Here is a 19743-nt window from a genome sequence, read left to right as displayed (position 1 = left end):
ATGATCTTGTTCCGGTGGCAGCTTCGCCCGACCGTCGGATAGCGTGATCACGGCCGGGAAACGGCGCGCCACAAGCGCTTCGCCGACCGGCTTCCCCGAGGGCGTCCGATCAAGAGATCCGAAGAGCCTTCATTCTCGAACAAGGCGCGGTTTCCTGCTGAACCGGAGAAAATCATGTCATTCGGCCATGACGCGGCGACGGTTCCGCACCGGCGGCGGCCGGGCACCGGGCGAGCCGGTGGAGTGCTGGCGGCCCTGCTGCTCGTCTTCGCTTCCGCCTGTCCGGACGCGCACGCCTACCCCGCGCGGGTGCAGGTGTTCGTGGCGAACAGCGGTTCCGACACCGTCACCGTGTACGACACCCGGATGCAGGAGGTGGTCGCCACCGTCCGCGTGGGCCGGTCGCCGGTGGGCGTGGGCGCGGCACCCGGCGGGGACCGCGTCTACGTCACCAACGAGCTCTCCGACACCGTTTCGGTGATCGACGCCCGCACGTATTCCACCCTGGCCACGGTTCCGGTGGGCCTGCACCCGTTCGGCGTCACGGTCGCCGGCTCGCACGCCTACGTGACGAACTTCGGGGCCGACACCGTATCCGTGATCGACACCGCGACGAACACCGTGGTACGGCAGATCCCGGTCGGCCGGTTCCCGCACAGCCCGGCCGCCAGCCCGGACGGGCGCCGGGTGTACGTGACCAACAACGGCTCGGCCTCCGTGTCGGTCATCGATGCCGGGTCGGACCAGGTCGTGGCCACGCTGCCGGTGGGTCGCTTCCCGGCCGGGATCGCGACCAGCCCGGCGGGCGACCGCGTCTACATCGCGGCGACCGGCGCGAACAGCGTCAACGCCATCAGCGCCTCCGGTCCGTCATTGATGACGACGCAGCCGGTCGGGGAGGTGCCGATGGGGGTCGCGGTGACCCCGCGCGGGCAGGTCTACGTCGCCAACGCCGGCTCCGACACGGTGTCCCTGCTGGGCCGCAACCCCCCGGTGACGATCCCGGTCCAGGACGAGCCCGAAGGCGTCGCGGCAGCCCCCGACAGCAGCTATGTCTTCGTCACGAACTCGGCTTCGGGGTCGATGTCGGTGATCGACATCGCGACGAACGCGGTCGTGGCGACCGTGCCGGTCGGCAGCGAACCGGAGGGCCTCGCCGTGACGTCGTGACCCCGGCGCCGGCCTCGGGCCCTACGGGCGGCCGGACGGTGACTCGAGCGGCGTCAGCACCGACAGGATCGTGCAGGCCGCCGCCAAACCGCGGCTTCGACGAGGCCGGGGAGGCTGCGTTCAGCTGAGATCTGCATCGCGAACCCCGCCCCTGGTTCATCGCCGCGGCGAACAGCGTGTTCGGGGCTGCGGACCGCCCGGGTCCCAAGCCGGGGAGTGCTCGCCGAGGCGCCGGTTCTGCCACACTCCGACGGTCCAGGTCGCGATCAGGCTCGCCATCGCCTCGACCGTGAACGTCGCATCGGCCTCGGTCGGGCGCAGCTGACGGAGGAAGTGGCGCACGACCTGGAGATCGTGCTGCACAACCAGTGACCGGCCGTCTTCGAACCGATTCGACGGCCTGCTCGGTTGCAGCGTAAATTTCACGTCCCGCGCCGTCTCGCCGTCGGGGAGTGGCTGCCGGATCGGCTCGGTCACGCTCGCCGATATCGAGACGGCACAAGGGATCCACGGCGATCCCGGGCTGCGGCGACGTCCGGCGGATGATCACCTGCCGCCGTCGGGCGCAAGACGTCGTTGACCTCCCGGTGACCGGGTTCGTACCATCCTGGCGAACCCATCGAGCGAATCGGATCGACGCCGACTGCTCCCGTGGAGAGGGCACCGATGTCCAGCTCACCGCACCAGGTTCCGAGGTGCCAGGCGAACCGGCCGCTCGCCCTGCTCGTCGTCCGGACGTACGTGATGTACCTGCACATCGACAACACGAACTACTCCGATCAGCGGGTCGGGGTTCCCGACCGTTGAAGAGCCCGTGCCCCAGCCGGATGTCGCGCGATCGGCCACCTCGCACCGACGACCCCGGTGCCGCTGGTGGTGCCCGCGTTGGGCGATGTCGAAGCACAGCCCGGACTGACCGGCAGCTGCGGACCTGACACCGCCATCACAGTTCCACGCACTCACGGGAGACGATGATGATCGACCCGCAGGACCAAGGACGATCCATCCGCCGGCGCACGGTTCTCGGCGGGGGGCTCGCCGCTCTGGGGGGCGTGGCTCTGCCGGGCGGGATCGCGTCGGGCGCGCCCGGCGCGGCACCCGAAGTCGCGGCGGCGTGGGTGGACCCGCCCAACGGTTACCCCGAGTGGAACAACAACATCGGGATCTTCGAGGTCAACTCGGAGCCGCCGCACGCGACCTCCGTGCCGTACGCCGACCTCCAGCAAGCGCTGGACGCCGACCGCACCACGTCGCCGTACCGGCTCGACCTCACCGGGACGTGGCGGTTCAAGCACGTCGCCAAGCCCGCCGACCGTGACCTGAACTTCCACCGCACCGACGTCGACGACACCGCCTGGCCGACCATCCCGGTGCCCGCCAACTGGCAGCAGCACGGCTACGACTTCCCGATCTACACCAACATCACCTACCCCTGGTGGGGCGCCAACGGGCAGAACGAGAACGCCCAGCCGCCGTTCGCGCCGACGCGGTTCAACCCGGTCGGCCAGTACCGCCGGCGGTTCGACCTCCCGGCTGCCTGGCAGGGGCGGCGGGTCCACCTGCACTTCGAGGGCGTCAAGTCCGGGTTCTACCTGTGGGTCAACGGAACGAAGGTCGGGTACCGCGAGGGCTCGTACACGCCGGCCGAGTTCGACGTCACCGACCACGTCCGGGCCGGCTCCAACCTGGTCGCGGTCGAGGTCTACCGGTTCCCGGACGGGGACTGGATGGAGGACCAGGACATGATCCGGCTGTCCGGGATCTTCCGGCCGGTCTTCCTGTACTCGATGCCCGCGGTGCACCTGCGCGACTTCACGCTCACCACCCCGTTGCGGGACAACTACACCAACGCCGACCTGGCGGTGAAGGTCGCGGTGCGCAACCGCGGCGCGCAGCAGTCGGGGACGTACTCGGTGGAGGTCCAGCTCTACGACGCCAACCGGCAGGCCGTCTGGCCGTCGCCCCTGCGGGTACCGGTGAACGTGGGCGCGGTGCCGGTCGGGCAGGACGCGACGGCGCAGGGTTCCCAGGCCGTCCAGCGCCCGAAGCTCTGGTCGGCCGAGCACCCGAACCTCTACACCGCCGTGCTGCAACTGCGCGACCCGTCCGGCGCGGTCACCCAGACCGCGTCGGCACGGGTCGGCTTCCGCGAGTTCACGCTCTCGGGCGGCCTGATGCGGATCAACGGTCAGCCCGTGTCGTTGCGCGGCACCAACCGGCACGAGACGAACCCCGACCGCGGGCAGGCGTTGACCCGCGATGACATGGTCGCCGACATGAAGCTGATGAAGCGGCTCAACATCAACGCCGTCCGGACCTCGCACTACCCCAACAACGCGGTGTGGTACGACCTCGCCGACGAGTACGGCATCTACGTCATGGACGAGGCCAACCTGGAGACCCACGGCGTGCTGAACAACTACCCCGCCTCCAACCCCGCCTGGACCGCGGCCGTCGTGGACCGGGCCGTCCAGATGGTGCACCGCGACAAGAACCACCCGTCGGTCGTCATCTGGTCGCTCGGCAACGAGGCGGGCGGCGGCAGCAACTTCGTGACGATGCGCAACGCTATCCGCTCGGCCGACCCGACCCGGATCATCCAGTACGAGGGCGACAACCGGCGCGAGGTCAGCGACATCCGGTCCCGGATGTACGAGAGCCCGTCCACGGTCGAGGGCCGCGCCAGGGACACCTCCGACACCCGCCCGTACGTGATGATCGAGTACTCGCACTCGATGGGCAACTCCACCGGCAACTTCAAGGAGTACTGGGACATCGTCCGGCGCTATCCGGTCCTGCAAGGCGGGTACATCTGGGACTTCGTCGACCAGGGCCTGCGCCGGCCGATCCCGTCGGGCGGCGGCGGGACCTACCTCGCGTACGGCGGCGACTGGGGCGACAACCCCAACGACGCCAACGGCTGTGCCGACGGCATCGTCACCGCGGACCGGCGGCCGGCCGGCAAGGCGGCCGAGGTCAAGCGGGTCTACCAGGCGATCACCGTCTCGGCGGGCGCGGACGTCACCAGCGGGGTCGTCAAGATCACCAACGAGAACCTGTTCACCAACGTCAACGAGTTCACCGGCCGGTGGGCGCTGGTCGCCGACGGCACAGCCGTCCAAAGTGGAGCGCTCACCGCCGCGCAGCTCGACATCGCGCCGTTGACGAGCAAGACCGTGCAGCTGCCCGTGCAGCGGCCGACCGCCCCGGCGCCGGGGGAGGAGCACTTCCTCGAACTGTCGTTCACCCTTACGACCACCACGGCCTGGGCCGACGCGGGGTACGAGGTGGCGCGGCAACAGCTCCCGGTGAACTTCTCCAGCCCGCCCGTCGTGCCGACGCCGGTGGCGGACGTGCCGGCGTTGACGGTCACCGAGGCCAGTGACCGCGTCACCGTCGCGGGCACGGACTTCACCGTCGTCTTCGCCAAGGCGACCGGCACGATCAGCTCGTTCGACGCGATGGGCGTGCGGCTGGTCAACTCCGGCCCGGTGCCGAACTTCTGGCGCGCGCCCACGGACAACGACCGGGGCAACGGCCAGCCCAGCCGCAACGGCACCTGGCGGCGTGCCGGCCTGGACCGGACCGTGACCGGGTTCTCCGTCAGCAAGCCGTCGGACCGCGCCGTCCGGATCGCGGTCACCGGCACCCTGCCGACCAGCACCACGTCGACGTACACCACGACGTACACGGTGTACGGCAACGGGGAGATCAAGGTGGACAACACCCTGCACCCCGGGGCGACCAGCCTGCCGTACATCCCGGAGGTGGGCACGATCCTGTTCCTGCCCGCGGACCTGGAGCAGATGCGCTACTACGGCCGTGGGCCGGAGGAGAACCACTGGGACCGCAACAACGGGTCCGACGTCGGTGTGTACTCCTCGACCGTCTCGGGGCAGTGGACCGGTTACGTCCGGCCGCAGGAGAACGGCAACAAGACCGACGTGCGGTGGGTGGCGTTGGTCAACGGCAGCGGCCGTGGCCTGCTCGCGTTCGGCGAACCGCTGCTGGAGGTGAACGCGTCGCACTTCACCCCGGAGGACCTGTCGACCGGTGCCCGGCACGACTACCAGTTGACGCGGCGGCCGGACGTCGTGCTGCGGCTCAACCACCGCCAGATGGGCGTCGGCGGCAACGACAGCTGGGGCGCGCACACTCTGGACCAGTACAAGCTGTTCGCCAACCGGGACTACTCCTACACCTACCGGCTGCGGCCCCTGCCGAATGTCGGCCAGGCCCTGGCGCTGTCCCGGCGACCGGTGGAGACGGCGGGCGGCGGCAGCGGTCCGCAGACCGGCGTGTACTACCGGCTGGTGGCCCAGCACAGCGGCAAGGCCGCGGACATCAACGGCGCGTCCACCGCGGCCGGCGCGCTGCTGATCCAGTGGTCGGTGTCCAGCGGGCTCAACCAGCAGTTCGACTTCGTCGACTCGGGTGGCGGCTACTACCGGATTCGGGCGCGGCACAGCGGCCTGGTGTTGCAGGTCGCGAGTTCGAGCACCGGCGCCGACATCAGCCAGCAACCCGATTCCAACGCCGCGAGCCAGCAGTGGCGCGTGGCGGACCAGGGCGGCGGCACGGTGAGCCTGGTCAACCGCCAGAGCGGCCTGGCGATGGACGTGTTCACCGCGTCGACCGCCGACGGCGGCCGCATCTCGCAGTGGACCCCGGGTGGCGGTGCCAACCAGCGCTTCGCCCTCCAGCGCGTGTGAGCCGGTAGTCCGGGTGCGGACCGACCTGGTGCAGGTACCGAGGTACCTGCGCCGGCCCTCCTGGACGGCGACCGCTACATCCGTACCACCGTCAGTGTCATCCCCACCGTCGACAATCCCAGCCTGCTCCACTGGCTCCGCCGCGAAGCAATTGCTACCCGCTGAGCCGGTTCACAACCTCGCCCCGCCCCGTTGGCACTGCGGACTTGACCGTCCACGCCGACATCAGGACGAGTCACAGCACCAGGTCGGCGTCTTCGGTCACCGACCGCAGCGCGGTCACCGTCGGGTGGCCTTCGGCCAGCAACTGGGCGTCGCTGCCCGGTGGCAGGTCGCCTTCGGCCACCACGGCCGTGAGGTTGAACGCGCCGTCGCCGTCGTTTTGGATGTGACTGCGCACCGAGCCGAACTCGGCGAGACCGGCCCGCTTCACTGCGCCCACCTCGGCGCGATCCGGGACGTTCAGGTTCAGGACCGTGCCGGCCGGCAACTCGGCGAGCCGATCGAGCAGGGTGTCGGCGACCGCCACCGCGGTGTCCCAATGGGGTTCCGAACGCGGATCCAGTCCCACGTCGAGGGACACGGCCAGCGCACGGGCACCGTTGAGCGACGCCGTCAGCGCCGCACCGACGGTGCCCGAATGCAGGACCGCGTGGCCGACGTTCGCTCCGTGGTTCACCCCGGACAGCACGACGTCCGGTGGCTCGCCGAACGCTCCCTGCGCCGCGGCGAGCGCGATCAGGCCGGGGTGGGCGGCGACGGCGTGCGCGGGCACCTCCGGCAGGCCGGGCAGATCCCGCCGCTCGACCGCGACCCGGCCGCCGTCACCGACGGCGGACAGGCCCGCGCTGGTACCGCTGGCCTCCGCCGCCGGTGCGGCGACCACCACCGTCCAGCCGTGCGCGACGGCGCCCCGCGCCAGCGCCAGCAGGCCCGGCGACCCGATCCCGTCGTCATTGGTGATCAGTGTTCGCATCCGCCGTCCTCCCAGCTCTTCAGACGCACCCGCCCGGCGAGTTCGCGTACCGCGTCGCCGCTGCCCGACCCGAGGCCGTGCCGGGTCACGTTGACCGCTCCCGCCGCGGCCCCGAGCTTCAGCGCGTCCTCCAGCGACTCGCCCTGCGCCAGCGCCACCGCCAGGCCGGCCGTCATGGAGTCACCGCCACCACGACTGTCGACCGCCGTCAGATCAGGCGACTCCACCAGCCACAGCTCGTCCTCGACGAGAGCCAGCGTCTCCGCGGCTGCCCGCGACACCACAACGGCACGGGCTCCGAACGACGCCACCTTGCGGCACCCGGCGGCCAGATCGGGCAACCCGTCCGACTCCGCGAGCCCGTCGGCCACCATTTCCTCGTGGCTGATCTTGACCACCTCCGGACCGCCCGCCAACGCCCGCTCAAGCCGCTCCCCGGACAGGTCCACCACAACCCGGCCGCCTTGGGCACCGAGGTCGCGGGTGAGCCGCTCGTACACCGAATGGGGTACCGGGACGTCGTCCTCGGCCGGGCCACTGAGGACGGTGACATCCGCGCGGAGCGCCGCCACGAGGGTCAGCTCGTAGAGGTCGTCCAGCTCGTGCCGGGACAACGCGTCCGCCGGCATCCGCACCACCTCGTCACGATGCCCCTGCCGCCGGTCGTGCACGTAGGCGCCGTTGCGCGCGGCGACCTCGCGGGCCTCGACGCCGACCCCGATCAGATGCCGCAGCACCTGTCCGGTTTCACCACCGAGCGCGCAGCACAACACCGCCTGCGCGCCCAGCGAGTCGATCATCCGCGACTGCCACACCCCTTGCCCGCCCGCGTGCACGTGGATGTCGGGCACGCCATCCAGCTCTTCCACCGTCACCGTCAACTGCGGAGACGGCGCGAACACGGCCACTCGTCCTTCGGTCATAGAGACCTTCTACCCGTTTTGCCCGGTTCCAAGACCCGCTCGGCCTGCCCAGGTTCGATACACTGATCTCGTCGGTCAGGTCATCTTGGGGGGTGTCACCGTCGATCCGCTGTCGTCGGCCTTGATCGGCGCTCTCGGGGCCACCTTTTCCGCACTCCACCAGTGGGCTGTCGAACGCGGCGCCGACCGGCTCGGCGAACAACGCAAGCTTCGTGCCCTGGGCGACCCGAAACGCCAGCTGCTGGCCGCCGAAGAGGACCTGGCCGACCTGCGGCGGGTCGAGTTCGCCGCGCTGCCTGACGGCGACTGGCAGTCCGCGCTCGACGCGGTGGCCTCCGCTCTCGTCGCGGCCGACGTCGGCGGCCTCGTCCGCGCGGATCCCGCCGTGCTCACCGACGAGACCCGGCTGAAGGTGCGGGCCACCTCCGCCGGCAGGCGGGCGCTCTCTTCCGCGGCCCTCGGACCCGACGGGATCGAGGCGTTCGACCGGCTGCTGACCGAATGCTGCCGGCGGATCGCGCGACGCGCCCGCGCCGTCGACGAGGTGATGCACGCTGTTCAGGCCACGATGGCCGGTGAGATCACGCAACTGCGGCGTCAGGTGTCGAACCTCGCTGAGCAGCCCGACCTCCGGGCCCGTACCGCCGCGGACGCGTTCGCGCGGCACTACCAGTCCTACCTGGCCGGCTCCTACGCGACGTTCGAGCTGTTCCAGGTCGGCGCCGGCCGCGCGCCCGCCCGGCACTCGTTCACCGAGTTCTACTCCGTGCCCTCGGTGGCCCGCCGTTCGCCCTCCCCCACCGACCCCGCCCTGACCGGCACCGGCACCGACGCGGCACACGCACTGGCCACCGACCGGCACGTCCTGCTCGTCGGCGGTGCCGGCGCCGGGAAGACGACGCTCCTGCAGTGGCTGGCGCACACGGCCGCGACCACCGCCCTCGGCACGGGGACCGAGACGGACGACCCGTGGCGCGGCGTCGTCCCGTTCTTCGTCCTGCTACGGCAGTTCGCCGACCGGGAACTGCCGGAACCCGAAGACCTGGTCCGGGTCAGCGCACCCACGCTGGCCGGGGAGAAGCCCGCGGGCTGGGTGAGCGGGCTGTTGCGGTCCGGCCGGGCGATGGTGCTCGTCGACGGGGTGGACGAGGTGCTGCGGCCACGCCGGGAGGAGGTCCGCCGCTGGCTGGAAGGCCTGCTGCGGGGCTACCCCGAAGCCCGTTACGTCATCACCACCCGCCCCTCCGCCGTCGACGAGGACTGGCCGTCGGCCGGTGCTCCCCTCCCACGGTACGAACTGCTCCCGCTGAGCGGCCGGGGCATGCGCGAACTCGTCGCGCACTGGTACGCCGCGGCGCGGGCACTGGAGACCGACGAACTGCAGCGAAACTGGCTGGCCGGCTGCGAAGAACGGCTCGGCGAAGCACTGGCCGCCCGGCCGGACGTGCGGGGCCTGGTGTCGAGCCCGCTGCTCTGCTCGCTGCTGTGCGCGCTCTACCGCCGGGAGAACATGTACCTGCCGCAAAGCCGCAAAGACCTCCTGGACAAGGCGCTTCAGCTGCTGCTGGGCGAATGGGACACCCGCCGCGGCGTCCAGGTCGAAGACGAACTGCGGATGTCGGACAAGGAGAAGATCATCCTCCTCGAGCGGTTCGCCGCCCCGATGGTCCGCAACGCCGAACTGCTGGTGCACCGCGACGACGCCACGAAACGCTTCGGCCGCGCGATGTCCGGCCTGCGGTCCCAAGGTGTCGACCCCGAACTGGTGCTGCGGCACCTGCTGGAACGCAGCGGCGTGCTGCGGGAGAACCCAGGCGACCACCGGATCGCGTTCGTGCACCGGACTTTCCGCGACTTTTTGGCCGCCGGCGAGTTCGTCAAAGCCGGCGAGATCGGCTACGTCGTCGAGCACGCCCACGACGACGCGCTCAACGAGGTCGTGTTCATGGTCGCGGCCCAGGCACGGGCCGGCGAAGCCGGCGACCTGCTCGCCCGCCTGCTGGACCGCGCGGGCCGGCGTGGCACCCGCCGCGACCGCGAGGTCGCCGACCGGCTGATCCTGCTGGCGGCCGCGGCGCTGGGCCACGTCGACGTCATCGAACCCGAACAAGTCCGCACCGACGTCCTCGCGGCCGTGCGCGGCCTGATCCCCCCGGCCGGCTTCGACGAAGCCGAAATGCTCGCCAAGGCCGGCACGTTCGTGATCGACCTGCTGCCGGGCCCCGGGCAGATCGACGAGCTGGCCACCCGCACGGGCGAGCGCCCCGACCGGATCGCGGCGCACGTCATCCGCACGCTCGCCCTGATCGGCGGCGAGGAGTCATGGGAGAAGATCCGGCTGTTCAGCGGCACCCACCGCCGGTCGGTCATCAACGAGCTGCTGCGCGCGTGGCGGTACAACGACTACTCCGAAGAGTACGCGGCCACGTCGCTCGCCGACGTCGAGTTCGGCGACTACCTGCTGGAAGTACACCGCTGGGACGTCCTGCGGCGGCTGCACCACCTCCGCAGCCTGAAGGCAATCCAGCTGGTCGGCGACGTGCCCCTCGACGACCGCGCGCGCGGCATCCACCCGCTCCCCCGCCTGCCCGCGCTGCGCCACCTGGAACTCAAGTCCAACGACGTCGTGGGCCACCTCGACAGCCTCGTCGACTGCACGGGCCTGCAGTCGCTGTGGATCTCCGGATTCAGCAGCGCGATCACCGACCTCTCGGCACTGACCCGGATGCACGTCACGGACCTGCGGCTGCACGCCGGTTCCCTCGAAGCGATCACCGCCCTCGACACACTCGGGGGGACCCTCCTGCCCCGGCTGTCCCTGCGGCACCGGAAGCTCGCGCAGGGCTTGGACGTGCTCCCGGCAGGCCTCCGCGTCGGCGAACTGGAACTGGCGGTGCGCGCCGACCAGCGCAACCTGCGCGGCATCACCCGCCTGGCTGAAGTCGAAGCCATCACAACGGCCGGCATCCCCAGCGTCGAGGAGGTCGGCGAGCTGGCCGAGCTCCCTACCCTGCGCCGCCTGACCCTCACCACGACCGAGCCGATCGGGGACCTGGTCCGCCTACGACGCCTCGGCGCGATGCGGATCGAGCTGCGCGGCATCCCGAAAACCCAGGAGCAAGCGGCGCGCGACGCACTCCCCGAAGCCGACCTCGTCCTTCGCACCGACGACTCCCTGGAACCCTGAACCAAGCAGTATCTCTTGTCTGCACGATCACGATCCCGCGCGAGGGACCCTCACCATGCCCCCGCCACGGCCTCAACCGACCCTTCCGCACACCAGCCCTGACCGCACGACAACTCCGCTGCGACCGGATCCTCGACGAAGCCCACCACGGCATGACACCCAGTGTCGCGGCGTCCGGCACGGGGCATCAGGCACGCGACGCGTACCCGATGCCCACGACACCGTGCGGAACAGGGCTCCGATGCCCCGAGCGGGTCAGATGTTGAGGTACCAGCGCTGGTTGATGCGGTTCCAGTCGCAGGTGTGCAGGGTCAGCTGGTCGTCGTGGCCCTCGTAGGTCGCGCAGTTGCCGGTTTCTTCGTTTCGGAGCTGCTTCTGGTTGTGTTCGCCGCGGATGCTCCACCGCTGTCCCGGGTCGTCGCCGTTGCAGTCCGCGCCGATGACCCGGCCATGGTGGGCAGTAGCGCACAGGTCTGTTCCCGTGTTCTGGATGGTGCGGTTCCCCCAGAAAATCCAATGCTGGTTCTCGCTGCCGTGGAAGTCCCCAGTGATGGTGGGCTCGCCATCCCACCACGTCTGCTGCCACACCCGCTCCGTGCCGTTCGCAGTCTCGATCACGTAATCGGCCGGGTCTGCGGCGGCTGCCGGCGCGGTCAGCGCTCCGGCAGCGGTGGCGGCGAACAAGGCGGTCAACGCGGTACGCACCAACATGGTCTTCCCCTATTCATTCTGATATCGGCGCACCCAGTACAGCCCTGCCGGGCCCGCGCGAGTCCACGATGAACACCATCGAGAAGACGAACCACCCACCCTCCGGGCGAACGCCGACGGCTACCACTCCCAGTAACCCGCCTGGCCGTCCACTCCCGCGGGCCTCATCGGCACCACGACCGTCGCGGTCGAGCCGCGAGGTCTGCGCACGGCCGAGTGACCCGCTGCGCTGGACCAGCGCGATACTGCAGAAGCGCGATCGCGCGGGAGGACCGGCCGGTCCGGGCTCCCGCACGATCGCGCTCGCTACCGCGAGAGGCTGATGTCGCGGTAAGCCCACGTCGTGCCGGCGCCGTCCGGGGCCTGCAGGACGATGGTAACCCTGTTGGCACCGCCCACCACGTCGGCGGGACCGGAACGTGGATCGGCCAGTCTCCGTCACAGCGCGGAGTTGAACTCGCGTTGCCACCGGGGATGGGCAGCGCCGCGTAGGACTGTCCGAAGACATATCGGCCACATCCCGGCGGACTTCCTGAAGATCCAGGGTTTCGTGACGCTGCTGGACTCCGTGTTCGTCGGTCGCCTCGACGACGACGACGCCCAGGCGGACGCTCTCCGCCTGTTGAAGGTCCTGATGGCGTGGGGTATGAGCAGGTCGTCGCGGCACCGGGTCGTCGTCCTGGAGCCCAGCGCAGCGCGGCTGGAACGCGACGTCGAGCCCAGGCAGTTCATCTTCGGCGGCGGCGCGGGCAGGATCGAGCGCATCCGCGTGCCGGTGACGAGCCACCCGCATCCGCCGTACTGCCGGCGTCCGCTCCTCGGTGCAGAAGAGCCTCGGCTCGTGATCCGCGTCCGCGATCGTCGCGGAGCTGTGACGTCGTCGAGGTCCGGGGCAACAACACCCGAACCCGCCCCGCGTCCGCCTGGATCGATATCACTGTCCGTTGAACGGACGCACTCTCCGGCGCGCTCGGCCGGGCAGGGGCAGGGCGGCGGCCAGGTGAGCCGTAAGACGGCGGACCTCGGCGAGGATGGGTGAAATGAGGTCGGCACCAGGGCTTTTGGCAGGAGTGTGATGCACGGCCGGTACCCGCAGTTCGCGGCCTGCTGCGTTCACGCACGTAATTCATGCACAGTTCGTTTTCAACACGAATTTGAGGGCATTTATCACGATTCGACGTTCGCGCGCCGGTATTGATAACAGGGAACGGCACGAAGGCGACGTATGGGGTACGAAGAAAAAGGTTCAACGCTTGACTGCGGCTGAGACGACGAGCGCATCGAACAGCTCCGAGAAACCGATACGAGCCCGCAGTACTCGATCCCCAGGATGGCGCCATGACGCCGGAAATCCAGCCCTGAAGGGCATGCACATGCGTACCTTCCACCAAACCGGCGTCATTGCCCTGATGGCCATCACGTTTTCCGCCACTGGCGTAGCGGTGGCCACCGGGTTCGACGTGGTCGTGGTGACCGCGACGGTCGATGGCACGGCCGGCACCTGGGAACCCGGCCGATCCGCCACGCCGGCACCGACACCGACGATCGAAGCAACGACGCCGTCTGCCACACCGTCGGCGGAGCCGGTCATCCCTGCCACGACAGCCACGCCGACGAGCACGCTCACCGAGGTGACGGTCAGTCCCAGCGAACCGGCACCGACGACCCAACCCTGAGTACCGAGTCCAGTCAATCCGAGGAGAAGTTCCATGCGTATCAACAACAAGGCCAAGTCCGTCCTCGTCGTCGCCACTGTCGGCGCATTGGTGGGAGTCGGTGGTTTCGCAGTCGCCTCGTTCGTCCAGGACAGCACCACAGGCGGGGTGTCCGGTTCCGCCGAAGCGATGACCCCCGCCACCGTGACCGGTGCGCAGACCGGCACGCTGCTGCCCGGCGAGAAGGCTTACGTCACCTTGACCCTGTCCAACCCGAACGCCAACGTGAAGATCAAGCTGGTGTCCGTGACCCCCGGTGACGTCGTGATCGACACCGTCGGGAACGTCGCCGACAAGCCCTACTGCCAAGGTCAGCTCGAACTGTCCGTGGCCGGCGCGGACCCGCTGCTGCCAACGCTGGCCGTCAGCGAGGCCAACTTCCCGTACAAGCTGACCGACGCCGTGAAAATGAAGGACGACACGGACATCCGTTGCCAGGCCATGACCTTCCACACGACCTGGACCGCCCAGTTCCAGGCCGTCCGCTAGAGGCGACCGGCGACAACCACGAGGCCGGCGACCATGTGGTTGTCGCACACCATCGGTAGATTTTAGAATGGAGAAACCCATGCGCAGTAAGGGGAAGGACAATCGACTGCCGCTCATCCACGCCGCCGTAGGTGCCGTAGTGGCCGTCAGCGTCTTCTCGATCGCCGCGGTCGTCCAGTACAACATCGCGAACGGCGCGGCAGGCTCGCCCGAGTCCGTCATCCACGCCACGGTTCCCGGCACCCAAATCGGCGTTCTGCTGCCGGGTGAAACCGCGTACGTCACCCTCACCCTGACGAACCCGCACGCCAACATGAAGGCCGAAGTACAGCCCATCTCCGCCGGCGACGTCGTCATCGACACCCTCGCGAACCCCGCCGACAAGCCTTACTGCCACGACCAGATCGAACTGTCCACCGTCGGCGCGGGCCCCCACCTGCCCACCCTCGCGAAGCACGAGGCCAACCACCCGTACAAAATGATTGACGCCGTGAAGCTCAAAGCCGACACCGACGTACGCTGCCAGGGCATGACCTACCACACCACATGGTTCGTCCACTTCAAGGCCGTCCGCTGAACGTGGTGTTGTTGCCGGGTCTGTCCGCTGCTCGGCACGCCGCCATACCAGATTTGCCCCAGGAAGAAGGTCGACGCCGTGCGTTTGGTGATCAGCGACCGTGGCCGCGGCGGTCCGCCGGAGCCGGACGGCCACGGGCTGGTCGGCAGCGGCAACACCTTCGGCGTGCCGGTGATGTTGCCGCTGCCTTCCAGTGCTATTGGCACTTCACGCCAATGCTGCCGTTCGTCAGAGGCAGACGCCAATGCCGCCGGCCGCGCCATTGGCGCCGTTGACACCGTTGATGCCGTTGACGAGGGCGATGACGTCCGTGCCGCCACCGCCGGTGACGGTCCCGGAGTTACCGGCACCGCCGGCACCCAAAGTGCCGCCGGAGCCGCCGGGGCCACCCACACCGGGGAGGCAGCCGTTGCCGCCGTTTCCGCCTGCGCCGCCGTTACCACCCTTGCCACCGGTCACGGTGAGGGTGTCGTCGCCGAGCCCGCCGTTGACGGTCCCGTTGTTACCGACACCGCCTGCGCCGCCCGCACCACCGGCTCCTCCGGCGCCACCGGGCTGACCGAGGCCGTTGCCGTTGCCGCCCTTGCCGCCAGTCCCGGCGTTGCCACCGGCCCCGCCGGTGACTTTGATCGTGTCAACGCCGCCACCGCCGGTGACGGTGCCGGAGCTACCGAGACCCCCGGCACCGCCGACGCCGCCTTTACCGCCTGTGCCGCCGCCGTGCCCCGCGCCGGAGTTCCCGCCGTTACCGCCTGCGGCACCGAGGCCGCCCAGGACGGTGATGTTGTTCGTGTCGGCATCGCCGGTGATGCTCCCGGAGCTACCGATCCCACCGACGGCACCTGCACCACCCACGCCGCCTACGCCACCCGTACCGGCGGAGGGGCCACTGTTGCCGCCGTTACCGCCGGTTTGCCAAGGCCACCGGCGCCGCCGGTGACGGTGATGGTGTCATTACCGGCACCGCCGTGGATGGCTCCCGCGCTGGCGATACCGCCGGCGCCGCCGGCGCCCCCGACACCACCTGCGCCACCTGCGCCACCGAGGACTCCGCTGCCGCCTCCTCCGCCGAGACCGCCCGCGCCGCCTGCGCCACCGATGACGGTGATGCCGTCCACGCCGTCACCGCCGTCGATGATCCCGGCGGTGGTGACGCCGATACCGCCGACGCCACCGGCCGCGCCGGCGAAACCGGCCGGGTGTGTGCTGGTGCCGTTGGCGCCGGCACCGCCCGCGGTACCGGTGGAACCTGCGGTGCCGGTAACGCGAATGGTGTCGTTGCCACCGACGGCGAGGACGCTGCCGGCAACGGGGGCGCCGGTGATGGTGATGGTGATGCTGTCGTTGAAAGCGGTGCCGGTGAGAGTTTGACCGCTGGGAATGCCGGCGGTGCACACGATGTTGTCCCCGGACCCGTTGGGGGTTCGGGTGCACCCGACCGGATCAGCGTTGGCTGTGCCAGGGGCCAGCAAAGTCACCCCTGTCGCGAGACCCAAACCGGTCAGGCCCCGACAGACCCGTCCGGCCGTGGTGATACGTGCTGTCGGCCTCATGATCAATCTCCACTCGTGGGGTGGATCCGAACTGTTGCCACGGTTCCGAGTGGGTTGATGACCGGGGTCCGGGACCACTACCCGGGCCACAGCGTTCACCCCCTCAGTCCGGTTGGCAAGACGATGGGTGGCCAGTCACCCCCATGCGAGCGGGTTTCCTTGAATGGAGTGAATACGGGGTTGGGCTGCCCAGACTTCGGTTGACACCGGGGCCTTCATCGTCGCTCGAGGAACTTGGCGGCGGGAGGTTGAACATGGCGCGCATCCAGCCTGAAGAACAAGTGCGAATCGTCGAGTACGGTCATCACCACGGCCTGCCGTACACATTCGCCGGCACCTGGAGTCGCCGCGAGGACGCTCAACGCCACGCCGACTCCTTAGCAGCTGACGCGCACCGTGCCGGCCGACGCGAACGATACGAAGTCGTATCAGCTGTCGACAGGACAGTATCTGGCGTGACCGAGCTGACCGATCTGTCGTCGGGTCGGCAGGCCTACCTGCTGCGGCGCTGCCGCAACGGGTACGGCGCCACCCGTGAGGACGTCGTCCTGATGATTCGGGCCTCCGCTCGGTGCCCATGCCCGGTACCCACGGCCGAACCAGGCCAGGCGCACCCTGCCCTGGCGCTGCCACGGCACGCACGGCGTCACCCTGCTCGACTCGTCGCTACGCCTCGGCGCAGCCGGTCTGTCCATCCTCGACATCGCCGCCCGGCATTCACTCGCCCACGTCGACATGCTGTTCCTCGCTTCCTGCGAGACGGGGCGCCGCCTCGACGCCCACCACGAGCGCGAGGCGCTGTCGTTCTCCAACGCCGCCCTTGTCTCGGGTTGCAGGCACGTGGTTGCGCCCATCCTGCCGGTCGACGACCTGCTATCCGCGGTCGTCGTGGCCGACTTCTGCCAGCGCCTGCCCGAGACCGACGCGCTGACCGCCTACCAACAGACCGTGGCCGCATTGTGGGGCGTCCGGCGAGCCGAGCTGGCCTAACGCGTCCACGCGATGTGGACCCGCCTGTCCACATCGCCGGTGGCCGATCAGCTGCCGTGGCCGAAGCGGGTCGCCGCCCGGGTGTTCGACGAGGCCGTAGCGCGCGCGTTGGCACCGGCGGCCCGGTTGCCCGTGTTCTGTGTGTCCAGCAGGCGTGTCTGACCATGTCGCGCGGAGAGGCCCCTGCACGGGGGGCCGGAGGCGGGGCAACTGATCCTCCGGGCTCAAGAGCCGGGCGCCCCGGCCTCCCTCGCACATGCCGTGGAGGTGCTCGAGGAAGCTCTCGCGGCGACGGCACGTGACGACCACGAGCGCAGGTCTGCCCACCTCGCCAACCTGGCGCCGCCCACCAGGTTCGATTCCAGCTCACGGGCGTGCCCGATGACCTTCGGCGGGCAATCAACCTGAGCAGACAGGCGGTCGCCGAGTGCCCGGCCGGCAATCCCGCGAAACCGATGATGCTGGCGCATCTGGCCGAATCGCTGGGCGTACGGTCCGACGACGACGGGGCGCCGGGCACCACCGGCGGTACCGAGGTTTGGATCGGGCCCTGACGCTCGATTCCTCGACCAGGAGCCGAAGCATCCAGCCGAGCCGAGCGCGACGCCGCCGGACTCCGACCGCGCGGCGGTCGACCGGGTGGCCGACTACCTGGCCGACGCCCCGCGGTTGGCCCTCCCGCCGGAGGGATACGGGCGAATCGTCATCGAGCCGCTGGGCATCGTCGCCGAGGTCGCTGAGATCCTCCGGCCGAAGCAGACCACACCAAAGGTGGCACAACGGCCGGTACTGCCCTGCGACACGGACGCCGACTCCGACTTCCCCGCATGGGACACGTTGGTCGGCCGACATGCGTCACACTCCGCGAGGCGTCGTCGCACACGCCAGCCGACCGACGGGGCATCTCCTCGTTCACAGCCCTCGACCATCGCGGAGTACGACAAGGCTCTACGCCGCGACCGCGACAGTCCCGCAGCTCAACCGAGCACCAAAACCCCAAGAAGACCCACCGGCTGAAACCAAGATACTCACGAGGCCTTTGCTGCACGTCGTCTCGGCCACGGTGGATGAGGCAGGGCATACGGGTGGGCTGGAGCAGGACCGGCCCGCGGGACGTACCTGTCCGGGCCCTCCGGCGTTCGGCGTTCGGCGTTCGGCGACAGTCATGCCCGAACTCTGCGCCCGCACGCCCTGGTTGCTGAAGGGGCCTCGGTCCACGGGGAGCGGGTCTCCCGGTCCTTTTGTGCGTCAGGTGACTCGTCGACGCCACCACCGGCCGAGGAGAGCGCAGAGCCTCCCCTCGGCCGGGGTGGCTGTGCCCGGGCGTCGAGCGTTCAGAAACCGGCCCGGAAACACCGCTGTGACTCCGGCAACGCGGTAGAATCGAGCGGACAGCGCCGGAGCGCCCAGTCCCTGCCCTCGCGACGATCGACCGCCAACGACGACCGCATCTGTCCACCGGCCGCGCTCGTCATCACAGCGGCGAGAATCAGCAGCGGTCGGCAGAGTCAGGAGCCCGATCGTGAGGCGCATAACACTCGATCTTCGTCGTCTCCGCCGCCCACCTGCGAAACCCCCTCCGCCGGAACCCCCGATACGCCGATACCGACCACTGACCGTAGCCTTCGTCGAGCTACTAGACGGGCTGCAGGACAACGGAGCGGCGATCCAGCGGTTTTCGCTCGAGCATCTACCAGGTCCTGCTCGCGGTGAACGCGGTGCCCAAGATCGCCATCGCCCCGATCCTGCTGGTGTGGTTCGGTTTCGGCCAGGGCCGAAGGATAAAGTCCACGCCGCACGAGCTCGTCGAGCTGCTCCGCTCGTGAGGTTCCTCTCGTCGTCAGGAGTTCTTCAGGCTGCGGTTGCTCCACGCCTTGCCGCAGATCTTCGTCGGGCTCAAGGTGGCGATCTGGCTCGCGGTCATCGGCGCGGTGATCGCGGAGTTCGTCGGCGCCGACGCGGGGCTCGGTTTCGTCATCGTACCTCGAGCGGAAGCTGCTGCCGTGGGCCGAAGAGCACCGATGATCCCGGTTTTGACCTGGCCGGGTGGTCCGGCCGATCGTAGACTCCTGCCTGATCGGAAGCCGGGGAAGCCTTGGTGCCACGACCGGGTTAACGACACCGCGCTCGGCGGCCCGCGAGGCTCACACGATGGGTTCTGAAGTGGTGGGCCGGACCGGTACCCCAGTATTTTCTGCTCGCGCGCGGCGGAACACCGTCGCAGTCGCCCTGTCAAGCTTTCCGGATCCAAGGAGTCTCCCGCATGCTGAAGAAGTTCTTCGTCGTGACCAGTGCGCTCGGTGCCAGTGCATTCTTGGCCGGTGGCGTCGCCGCCGCCGACACCTGGGACGGTTACGGGTACGAAGGCGGTTCCGACTCCACCAGTCAGTTCAGCCTGGTCAACCTCGAAAACACCGACGCGCTGCACGACGTCGGCGGCACGGTCGGGCTCTGCGAGAACGACGTCAACGTCCTGCTCGTTCAGGTGCCGCTCCACGACGTCGCGAACGGCGTCGGCGTGGGCAACGGCGAGTCGCCGGACAGCTGCGCGGGCACTGGCGTGTCCGACGGCGGCACCGGCACCGGCAACTGAGCGACGCGCGTCGAGCCCACCCGGCGGAGCGGCTTCGGCCAGCGATTTCAGCCCGACCAGGCATTCACTCCATCGAGCTAAGTAGCGCCCATTTGTCACGCGGGCGGATATAACTATCGGTCGCGGGGTAACTGCCGATGTGCCGTG

At 69.4% G+C, this 19743-nt stretch carries 18 protein-coding genes and 1 pseudogene; 11 read left to right on the top strand and 8 right to left on the bottom strand.

All coding sequences use genetic code 11. The features are described 5' to 3' along the window. The first annotated feature begins 174 nt into the window (after positions 1 to 174). Positions 175 to 1170, top strand: a complete 996-nt coding sequence (locus ACLJQE_RS37300; protein ID WP_410644289.1) for a beta-propeller fold lactonase family protein — start codon at positions 175 to 177, stop codon at positions 1168 to 1170. A 156-nt stretch (positions 1171 to 1326) separates the two neighbouring features. Here the strand turns inward: ACLJQE_RS37300 and ACLJQE_RS37295 are convergent, their stop codons facing one another. Continuing rightward, positions 1327 to 1647, bottom strand: coding sequence for a hypothetical protein (locus ACLJQE_RS37295; protein ID WP_410644288.1), 321 nt, complete (start codon positions 1645 to 1647; stop codon positions 1327 to 1329). A 189-nt stretch (positions 1648 to 1836) separates the two neighbouring features. Between ACLJQE_RS37295 and ACLJQE_RS37290 the strand changes: the two genes are divergently transcribed. Together ACLJQE_RS37290 and ACLJQE_RS37285 are read left to right on the top strand one after the other, a co-directional pair. Next, on the top strand, positions 1837 to 1977 hold the full coding sequence (locus tag ACLJQE_RS37290; protein WP_410644287.1) for a hypothetical protein: 141 nt from the start codon (positions 1837 to 1839) through the stop codon (positions 1975 to 1977). Between the two features lie 167 nt (positions 1978 to 2144). After that, positions 2145 to 5882, top strand: a complete 3738-nt coding sequence (locus ACLJQE_RS37285) for a glycoside hydrolase family 2 TIM barrel-domain containing protein (RefSeq protein ID WP_410644286.1) — start codon at positions 2145 to 2147, stop codon at positions 5880 to 5882. A gap of 235 nt (positions 5883 to 6117) precedes the next feature. Here the strand turns inward: ACLJQE_RS37285 and surE are convergent, their stop codons facing one another. Both surE and ACLJQE_RS37275 read right to left on the bottom strand, forming a co-directional pair. Further along, positions 6118 to 6858 carry a 5'/3'-nucleotidase SurE gene (surE, locus tag ACLJQE_RS37280; RefSeq protein ID WP_410644285.1) on the bottom strand — a complete coding sequence of 247 codons (741 nt, stop codon included), beginning with the start codon at positions 6856 to 6858 and terminating at the stop codon, positions 6118 to 6120. Beyond that, positions 6846 to 7781 (bottom strand): PfkB family carbohydrate kinase, encoded by a 936-nt coding sequence (locus tag ACLJQE_RS37275; protein ID WP_410644283.1) that lies wholly within the window; start codon positions 7779 to 7781, stop codon positions 6846 to 6848. The genes surE and ACLJQE_RS37275 overlap by 13 nt, the downstream gene beginning before the upstream one ends. An 85-nt stretch (positions 7782 to 7866) precedes the next feature. Between ACLJQE_RS37275 and ACLJQE_RS37270 the strand changes: the two genes are divergently transcribed. Continuing rightward, entirely contained in the window at positions 7867 to 10968 is a 3102-nt protein-coding gene (locus tag ACLJQE_RS37270; RefSeq protein WP_410644281.1) for an NACHT domain-containing protein, read from the top strand. Positions 10969 to 11223: 255 nt separating this feature from the next. Here the strand turns inward: ACLJQE_RS37270 and ACLJQE_RS37265 are convergent, their stop codons facing one another. Then, positions 11224 to 11679, bottom strand: coding sequence for a ricin-type beta-trefoil lectin domain protein (locus ACLJQE_RS37265; RefSeq protein WP_410644280.1), 456 nt, complete (start codon positions 11677 to 11679; stop codon positions 11224 to 11226). Positions 11680 to 12196: 517 nt separating this feature from the next. On the opposite strand from ACLJQE_RS37265, the pseudogene ACLJQE_RS37260 reads away from it, so the two are divergent. Then, positions 12197 to 12473, top strand: a pseudogene (locus ACLJQE_RS37260) (hypothetical protein); the annotation flags it as partial. Positions 12474 to 12925: 452 nt separating this feature from the next. Here ACLJQE_RS37260 and ACLJQE_RS37255 read toward each other — a convergent pair. Continuing rightward, positions 12926 to 13306 (bottom strand): hypothetical protein, encoded by a 381-nt coding sequence (locus tag ACLJQE_RS37255; RefSeq protein ID WP_410644279.1) that lies wholly within the window; start codon positions 13304 to 13306, stop codon positions 12926 to 12928. Positions 13307 to 13388: 82 nt separating this feature from the next. On the opposite strand from ACLJQE_RS37255, the gene ACLJQE_RS37250 reads away from it, so the two are divergent. Together ACLJQE_RS37250 and ACLJQE_RS37245 are read left to right on the top strand one after the other, a co-directional pair. Then, the gene (locus ACLJQE_RS37250) at positions 13389 to 13883 is read left to right on the top strand and encodes a hypothetical protein (protein ID WP_410644278.1); all 495 of its coding nucleotides are present in this window, start codon (positions 13389 to 13391) and stop codon (positions 13881 to 13883) included. 79 nt (positions 13884 to 13962) lie between these two features. After that, a complete protein-coding gene (locus tag ACLJQE_RS37245) occupies positions 13963 to 14460 on the top strand; it encodes a hypothetical protein (protein ID WP_410644277.1) in 498 nt (165 codons plus the stop codon). Between the two features lie 228 nt (positions 14461 to 14688). Here ACLJQE_RS37245 and ACLJQE_RS37240 read toward each other — a convergent pair whose 3' ends face one another. The 3 genes from ACLJQE_RS37240 to ACLJQE_RS37230 all read right to left on the bottom strand — a co-directional run bounded on the left by ACLJQE_RS37240 (position 14689) and on the right by ACLJQE_RS37230 (position 16381). Next, positions 14689 to 15315 carry a hypothetical protein gene (locus ACLJQE_RS37240; RefSeq protein WP_410644276.1) on the bottom strand — a complete coding sequence of 209 codons (627 nt, stop codon included), beginning with the start codon at positions 15313 to 15315 and terminating at the stop codon, positions 14689 to 14691. Positions 15316 to 15320: 5 nt separating this feature from the next. Continuing rightward, positions 15321 to 15857 (bottom strand): hypothetical protein, encoded by a 537-nt coding sequence (locus tag ACLJQE_RS37235; RefSeq protein WP_410644275.1) that lies wholly within the window; start codon positions 15855 to 15857, stop codon positions 15321 to 15323. Between the two features lie 371 nt (positions 15858 to 16228). Beyond that, positions 16229 to 16381 carry a hypothetical protein gene (locus tag ACLJQE_RS37230; RefSeq protein WP_410644274.1) on the bottom strand — a complete coding sequence of 51 codons (153 nt, stop codon included), beginning with the start codon at positions 16379 to 16381 and terminating at the stop codon, positions 16229 to 16231. Positions 16382 to 16628: 247 nt separating this feature from the next. Between ACLJQE_RS37230 and ACLJQE_RS37225 the strand changes: the two genes are divergently transcribed. The 4 genes from ACLJQE_RS37225 (at position 16629) to ACLJQE_RS37210 (ending at position 19596) form a co-directional block, all read left to right on the top strand. Beyond that, a complete protein-coding gene (locus tag ACLJQE_RS37225) occupies positions 16629 to 17003 on the top strand; it encodes a CHAT domain-containing protein (RefSeq protein ID WP_410644390.1) in 375 nt (124 codons plus the stop codon). 374 nt (positions 17004 to 17377) lie between these two features. Beyond that, positions 17378 to 17557 (top strand): hypothetical protein, encoded by a 180-nt coding sequence (locus tag ACLJQE_RS37220; RefSeq protein ID WP_410644273.1) that lies wholly within the window; start codon positions 17378 to 17380, stop codon positions 17555 to 17557. A 1308-nt stretch (positions 17558 to 18865) separates the two neighbouring features. Continuing rightward, positions 18866 to 19165, top strand: a complete 300-nt coding sequence (locus tag ACLJQE_RS37215; protein ID WP_410644272.1) for a hypothetical protein — start codon at positions 18866 to 18868, stop codon at positions 19163 to 19165. A gap of 101 nt (positions 19166 to 19266) precedes the next feature. Further along, a complete protein-coding gene (locus ACLJQE_RS37210; RefSeq protein WP_410644271.1) occupies positions 19267 to 19596 on the top strand; it encodes a hypothetical protein in 330 nt (109 codons plus the stop codon). Positions 19597 to 19743: the final 147 nt, after the last annotated feature.

The organism is Amycolatopsis sp. lyj-346 (assembly GCF_046548975.1).
Classification (GTDB): domain Bacteria; phylum Actinomycetota; class Actinomycetes; order Mycobacteriales; family Pseudonocardiaceae; genus Amycolatopsis.
This window is presented reverse-complemented; position numbering and strand designations above follow the sequence as displayed.

Bases quoted from the DNA above. Each gene is read 5' to 3' on its own strand.
- ACLJQE_RS37275 (WP_410644283.1), bottom strand. From the start codon at position 7,781: ATGACCGAAGGACGAGTGGCCGTGTTCGCGCCGTCTCCGCAGTTGACG.
- ACLJQE_RS37265 (WP_410644280.1), bottom strand. From the start codon at position 11,679: ATGTTGGTGCGTACCGCGTTGACCGCCTTGTTCGCCGCCACCGCTGCC.
- ACLJQE_RS37290 (WP_410644287.1), top strand. From the start codon at position 1,837: ATGTCCAGCTCACCGCACCAGGTTCCGAGGTGCCAGGCGAACCGGCCG.
- ACLJQE_RS37300 (WP_410644289.1), top strand. From the start codon at position 175: ATGTCATTCGGCCATGACGCGGCGACGGTTCCGCACCGGCGGCGGCCG.
- ACLJQE_RS37245 (WP_410644277.1), top strand. From the start codon at position 13,963: ATGCGCAGTAAGGGGAAGGACAATCGACTGCCGCTCATCCACGCCGCC.
- ACLJQE_RS37250 (WP_410644278.1), top strand. From the start codon at position 13,389: ATGCGTATCAACAACAAGGCCAAGTCCGTCCTCGTCGTCGCCACTGTC.
- surE (WP_410644285.1), bottom strand. From the start codon at position 6,858: ATGCGAACACTGATCACCAATGACGACGGGATCGGGTCGCCGGGCCTG.
- ACLJQE_RS37285 (WP_410644286.1), top strand. From the start codon at position 2,145: ATGATCGACCCGCAGGACCAAGGACGATCCATCCGCCGGCGCACGGTT.
- ACLJQE_RS37210 (WP_410644271.1), top strand. From the start codon at position 19,267: ATGCTGAAGAAGTTCTTCGTCGTGACCAGTGCGCTCGGTGCCAGTGCA.